Annotated in this window: 5 protein-coding genes; 3 read left to right on the top strand and 2 right to left on the bottom strand. The window is 71.9% G+C overall.

The window, feature by feature from the left end; all coding sequences use genetic code 11:
- From B7L92_RS22520 to B7L92_RS22510, 3 genes are all read left to right on the top strand, one after another.
- The coding region (locus tag B7L92_RS22520) for a cellulose binding domain-containing protein (RefSeq protein ID WP_081239277.1) at positions 1-2,481 on the top strand (2,481 nt) is incomplete at its 5' end.
- 56 nt (positions 2,482-2,537) lie between these two features.
- Positions 2,538-3,107 (top strand): chloramphenicol phosphotransferase CPT family protein, encoded by a 570-nt coding sequence (locus tag B7L92_RS22515; protein ID WP_081239276.1) that lies wholly within the window; start codon positions 2,538-2,540, stop codon positions 3,105-3,107.
- On the top strand, positions 3,104-3,823 hold the full coding sequence (locus tag B7L92_RS22510; RefSeq protein ID WP_081239275.1) for a Type 1 glutamine amidotransferase-like domain-containing protein: 720 nt from the start codon (positions 3,104-3,106) through the stop codon (positions 3,821-3,823). The genes B7L92_RS22515 and B7L92_RS22510 overlap by 4 nt, the downstream gene beginning before the upstream one ends.
- Here B7L92_RS22510 and B7L92_RS22505 read toward each other — a convergent pair.
- Both B7L92_RS22505 and B7L92_RS22500 read right to left on the bottom strand, forming a co-directional pair.
- Complete coding sequence (locus tag B7L92_RS22505; protein WP_081239274.1) at positions 3,813-4,238, bottom strand: YunG family protein; 426 nt, start codon at positions 4,236-4,238, stop codon at positions 3,813-3,815. The two genes, B7L92_RS22510 and B7L92_RS22505, sit on opposite strands and share 11 nt — an antisense overlap.
- 291 nt (positions 4,239-4,529) lie before the next feature.
- A partial coding sequence (locus tag B7L92_RS22500) for a rhamnogalacturonan lyase (protein ID WP_107501577.1) occupies positions 4,530-5,997 on the bottom strand: 1,468 nt, incomplete at its 5' end.

Raw genomic sequence — 5,997 nt, 5'->3', positions numbered from 1 at the left:
GCCTACGCCCGCACCGACATCGGCGGCGCCTACCGCTGGCAGGAGGCGACGAAGAGCTGGACCCCGCTGCTGGACCCGGTGGGCTGGGACGACTGGGGGCACACCGGTGTGGTGAGCCTCGCCTCCGACCCGGTGGACCCGGACCGGGTGTACGCGGCGGTCGGCACGTACACCAACGACTGGGACCCGAAGAACGGCGCGGTGCTGCGCTCCACCGACCGGGGCGCGAGCTGGCGCAAGGCCGACCTGCCGTTCAAGCTGGGCGGGAACATGCCGGGCCGGGGCATGGGGGAGCGCCTGGCCGTCGACCCGAACCGCAACAGCGTGCTCTACCTGGGCGCGCCCAGCGGGAAGGGGCTGTGGCGGTCGACCGACTCGGGGGCGAGCTGGTCGCGGGTGGCGAACTTCCCGAACGTCGGGAACTACGCGCAGGATCCGAGCGACACCTCCGGGTACGCCAGTGACAACCAGGGGATCGTCTGGGTCACCTTCGACGGGTCCACGGGGACGGCCGGCAGTGCGACGAGGACGGTCTACGTCGGCGTCGCCGACAAGGAGAACGCCGTGTACCGGTCCACCGACGCGGGCGCGACCTGGGAACGGCTGGCCGGGCAGCCGACGGGGTACCTCGCCCACAAGGGCGTGCTCGACGCCGGGAACGGCCACCTGTACCTCGCCTACAGCGACTCGGGCGGCCCGTACGACGGGGGCAAGGGACGGCTGTGGCGGTACGCCACCGCGACCGGCACCTGGACCGACGTCAGCCCCGTGGCCGAGGCCGACACGTACTACGGCTTCAGCGGACTGACGGTGGACCGGCAGGACCCGGGCACGGTGATGGCCACCGCCTACAGCTCCTGGTGGCCGGACACCCAGATCTTCCGTTCCACCGACAGCGGCGCGACCTGGACCCGGGCCTGGGACTACACGTCGTACCCGAACCGCGAGAACCGCTACACGATGGACGTCTCGTCCGTGCCGTGGCTCACCTGGGACGCCCACCCCTCCCCGCCCGAACAGACCCCGAAGCTCGGCTGGATGACCGAGGCGCTGGAGATCGACCCCTTCGACTCGGACCGCATGATGTACGGCACGGGCGCGACGGTCTACGGCACCGAGAACCTCACGGACTGGGACGCCGGGAAGAAGTTCACCATCACGCCCATGGTGCGCGGCCTGGAGGAGACGGCCGTCAACGACCTCGCCTCTCCCCCGTCGGGCGCGCCGCTGCTCAGCGCGCTCGGCGACATCGGCGGCTTCCGGCACACGGACCTCACCAAGGTGCCGTCGATGATGTTCACCCGGCCCAACTTCACGTCGACGACGAGCCTGGACTTCGCCGAGTCGAACCCGAACACCGTGGTCCGGGTCGGCGACCTGGACTCCGGCCCGCACATCGCGTTCTCCACCGACAACGGCGCCCACTGGTTCGCGGGGACGGACCCTTCCAGCGTCAGCGGCGGCGGGACGGTCGCGGCGGCGGCCGACGGCAGCCGGTTCGTGTGGAGCCCGCAGGGCGCCGGCGTGCACCACACGACCGGGTTCGGGACCTCCTGGACCGCGTCGTCCGGCATTCCGGCGGGCGCGATCGTCGAGTCCGACCGGGTGGACCCGAAGACCTTCTACGGCTTCAAGTCCGGGAAGTTCTACGTCAGTACGGACGGCGGCGCGACGTTCAGGGCCTCGGCGACGACCGGTCTGCCCGGCGGCGACAGCGTGCGGTTCAAGGCGCTGCCGGGCGCGCGGGGCGACATCTGGCTGGCGGGCGGGTCGAGCGACGGGGCGTACGGCCTGTGGCACTCCACGGACGCCGGGGCGACCTTCACCAGGCTGGGGAACGTCGAGGAGGCCGACACCGTCGGCTTCGGCAAGGCGGCGCCCGGAGCCTCGTACCAGACCCTCTACACCAGCGCGAAGATCGACGGTGTGCGCGGTATCTTCCGCTCGGCGGACCGCGGCGCGAGCTGGACCCGCGTCAACGACGACGCCCACCAGTGGGGCTGGACCGGTGCGGCGATCACCGGTGACCCGCGGGTGTACGGCCGGGTCTACGTGGCGACCAACGGACGCGGCGTCGTCTACGGCGACACCTCGGACCCCGGGGGCGGGGACGACGGCGGCGGCACGGACCCCGATCCGGACCCGGACCCGGAGCCCTCGGGTGCCTGCGCGGTGACCTACACGGTCACCAACCAGTGGACCGACGGCTTCCAGGCCGAGGTGCGGGTGACCAACACGGGCACGAGTGCCTGGAACGGCTGGACGCTGACCTGGTCCTTCGCGGACGGGCAGCGGATCTCCCAGCTCTGGAACGCGGCCCACACCCAGTCGGGTCCGGCGGTGACGGTGCGCAACACCGACTGGAACGGCACCGTCGCGGCGGGCTCGTCGGTCGGCTTCGGCTTCACCGCGAGCCGCTCGGCGACGAACACGGAGCCGACGGCCTTCAGACTGGGCGAACAGGCCTGCGCGGTGCGCTGAGCGTCGCCGGTGGAGAATGACGATCATTCTCCACCGGCGACAGCGAAGGAGCCCCGATGCACGGACGGATCATCTTCCTGAACGGCACGTCGAGTTCGGGGAAATCCAGCATCGCGAGGGAACTGCTGCACGTGCTGGACGAGCCGTACTTCCACATGCCCGTGGACTCCTTCCACGCGATGCGCTCGCGCCGGGAGATCGACGCGGACCGGCTCCCCGACGTGCTGCGGCGCACCTGGAAGGGATTCCACCGGGCGGTCGCCGGGATGGCCGAGGCCGGGAACAACGTGGTGGTGGACCACGTGCTGAGCGAGGAGTGGCGCCTGCTGGACTGCCTCGGGCTGTTCGACGCCCGGGAGGTCGTCCTGGTCGGCGTGCGGTGTTCGCCGGAGGAGACGCGGCGGCGCGAGCGGGCGCGGGGCGACCGCCCGGCGGGCCTCGCGGCCCGGCAGTTCGACCGGGTCCATGCGCACGGCCTGTACGACATCGAGTGCGACACGACCACCGCCACGGCCGAGGACTGCGCCCGGCGGATCGGCGCCTTCCTGCCGCGGCGGCCGCTGCCCACCGCGTTCGAGAAGCTCAGGGCGCGCCTGCGTCCCGACCTGCGGGCGGTCGTCCGATGACCGCCGCCCTTCCCGCCCGTCGTGCGGTCCTCCTCGGGGGTGGCTTCTCCACCGACGACGACGGCCTGCTGGACGACTGGCTGCTCGGCCACGCCCGCGGGTCCCGTCCCAAGGTGTGCTTCGTCCCCACGGCCAGTGGGGACGCCCCCGCGTACGTCGAGCGGTTCCTGGACGCCTTCCGGTCGCGTGCCTGCGAGCCGTCCGTGCTGACGCTGTTCCGGCGTGAGCTCGACGACGAGGCGCTGCGGGCCTTCCTGCTCTCCCAGGACGTCGTGTACGTCGGTGGCGGCAACACCGCCAATCTGCTGGCGGTCTGGCGCACCCACGGCGTCGACCGGCTGCTGCGCGAGGCGTACGACCGCGGGACGCTGCTGTGCGGGATCAGCGCCGGCGCCAACTGCTGGGCCGTGGGCTCGCACACCGACTCCTTCGGCCCGCTGACGTACCTGCGGGACGGATTGGGACTGCTGCCGGGATCGGTGTGTCCGCACTACGACAGCGAACCCGGCCGCCGGGCCTCCTACCGGGCGGCCGTGGCGGGTGGCGCGCTGCCCGCCGGATGGGCGCTGGAGGACGGTGTGGGCGCCCTCTTCACGGACGGCCGGCTCACCGAGGCGGTGGCCCGGAAGCCGGAGGCCCGCCTGTACCGGGTACGGGCGGGTCTGGACGGCGAGGCGATCGAGCGGGCGCTGACGTGCCGTCCGCTCAGGGGGTGAGCGCCGCCTGCCCCGGTGGCGTCGGCAGGTGACCGAGGTGCTCGATGACGCGCTCGCGCAGAAGGAGGTACTCCTCCCGGCGCCGGGGCAGAGGGCCCGGCGGGCGTATGACGACCCGGGCCGCGGTCACGCTCTGGCCGTCCTGGAACTGTTCGCGCGTCAGGTCGAGTTCCACTCCGCTGGGCAGCCGGTTCCACCAGTGGAATCCGTGCTGCTCCCCGCCGCGGTGGACCTCACCGACCATGAGGTCGCCACCGAAGATGTTGTTCACGACCAAGGCCGTGATGTCACAGTGGCCCCACGCCGGGTTGCCGGGCTGCCACCCGGCGCGGGCGAGGTCGTCCGGGGAACAGGTGTCGGCAGCCCAACTGGCGCGTAAAGCCTTGTCGATGCTCAGAAGGTTCCAGGGGTCCATGCCGGCAGCATCGCAGCCGCCACTGACATTGCGGCTCTCCCCTTCCCCCTCCCGAGGAGGACGCCCTCAGTCGCCGGACCCGGGCCCCAGGTACCGGCGCAGCGCTTGCCGCCCTCCCGGAACGAGGAGCCCTCGCTCGACGGCCCCGCGCGCCTCGGCCGGGGGGCAGCCGGCCGTACCAGGCGATCTCACCCGGGCCCGGGGCCGGGGCTCCGTCACGACGGCCTTGAGGGCACGGCGGTGGTCGGCCCACCGCCGCCCTCGTACAGGACCGTCCGGCGTCGGCACCGCTCAGGGCGTGAACACCGTCGGCCGCGGTGCCTTCGGCATGCCGTCGCCGAGGAAGAAGCCGGTGTGCGGGGGCTGGTTGTATGCGGTGTTCTGCCAGGCCAGGGACGTGCGGTACAGGGTGTCGTGCAGCAAGGTGGTGATCCTGGTGTCCGTGTCGTGCGGGGTGGAGTAGATGCGCAGCGCCCTGTTGTCGCCGGTACGCCAGACGACCTCCTCGCGCCAGTCGCCGAGGATGTCGCCGGACAGGGCGGGCGTGGACTTGGTGCCGTTGTTGGAGGAGACGCCGGAGCCGGTCAGCAGGCGGGTGTCGGAGGACGTGCCGTACTTGTCGATGCGGGTGCCGTCGAGGAGTTCGCGCACGGGGTCGCCGTCCCACCAGGTGAGGAAGTTGACGGAGGACGGCTTGCGTCCCTTGGTGGCGCCGCCCTCGTCGCGGACGGAGCCGTCGGACGAGGACCACATCTCCGGGCCGGAGTTGCCCGACCAGACGTCCCCGGCGACGCCCCGGCCGTTGTCGCAGCAGGCGGCGAGCTTCCAGCGGACCGCGCCGTTCGCGGGGTCGATGTAGAGGGCGGCGGGCTGGCCGGTGGACTCGGAGACCTTGTAGTACTCCAGGCCCGGGGTCGACGGGTCGAGGTCGCCGAGGTGCTGGGCGTCGCCGTGGCCGGTCTTCGTCGTCCACAGTCCGTTGCCGTTGTCGTCGACGGCCATCGAGCCGTAGACGATCTCGTCCCGGCCGTCGCTGTCGACGTCCCCGACGGAGAGGCTGTGGGAGCCCTGGCCGTCGTAGCCCTTGCCGTTGTTGGTGGAGGAGTTGGTGTCGAAGGTCCAGCGGCGGGTGAAGGCGCCGTTCCGCCAGTCCCAGGCCGCGATCACGGTACGGGTGTAGTAGCCGCGGGCCATGATCAGGGAGGGGCGGGTGCCGTCCAGGTAGGCGGTGCCGGCGAGGAAGCGGTCGACGCGGTTGCCGTAGGAGTCGCCCCAGGAGGAGACGGTGCCGCGGGCCGGGACGTAGTCGACGGTGCCCATCGCCTTGCCGGTCTGCCCGTTGAACATGGTCAGGTACTCGGGGCCGGACAGCACGTAGCCGGACGCGTTGCGGTGGTCCGCCGAGGAGTTGCCGATGACGGCGCCGGTGCCGTCCCTGGTCCCGTCGGCGGTCTTCATGGCGACCTCGGCCCTGCCGTCGCCGTCGTAGTCGTAGACCTGAAACTGGGTGTAGTGGGCGCCGGAGCGGATGTTGCGGCCGAGGTCGATGCGCCACAGCCGGGTGCCGTCGAGCTCGATGCCGTCGACGATCGTGTTGCCGGTGTGGCCGGACTGCGAGTTGTCCTTGGCGTTGGTGGGCTGCCACTTGAGGACGAACTCGAGGGCGCCGTCGCCGTCGAGGTCGCCGACGGAGGCGTCGTTGGCCTCGTAGGTGTAGGAGACGCCGTCGGGGGTGGTGCCGCCGGCCGGCGGGGACAGG

The organism is Streptomyces viridosporus (assembly GCF_002078235.1).
Classification (GTDB): Bacteria; Actinomycetota; Actinomycetes; order Streptomycetales; family Streptomycetaceae; genus Streptomyces; species Streptomyces viridosporus.
Note: the sequence above shows the minus strand (reverse complement) of the source record. Positions and strands in the feature narration are given on the sequence as shown.

Bases quoted from the DNA above. Each gene is read 5' to 3' on its own strand.
- B7L92_RS22510 (WP_081239275.1), top strand. From the start codon at position 3,104: ATGACCGCCGCCCTTCCCGCCCGTCGTGCGGTCCTCCTCGGGGGTGGC.
- B7L92_RS22505 (WP_081239274.1), bottom strand. From the start codon at position 4,238: ATGGACCCCTGGAACCTTCTGAGCATCGACAAGGCTTTACGCGCCAGT.
- B7L92_RS22515 (WP_081239276.1), top strand. From the start codon at position 2,538: ATGCACGGACGGATCATCTTCCTGAACGGCACGTCGAGTTCGGGGAAA.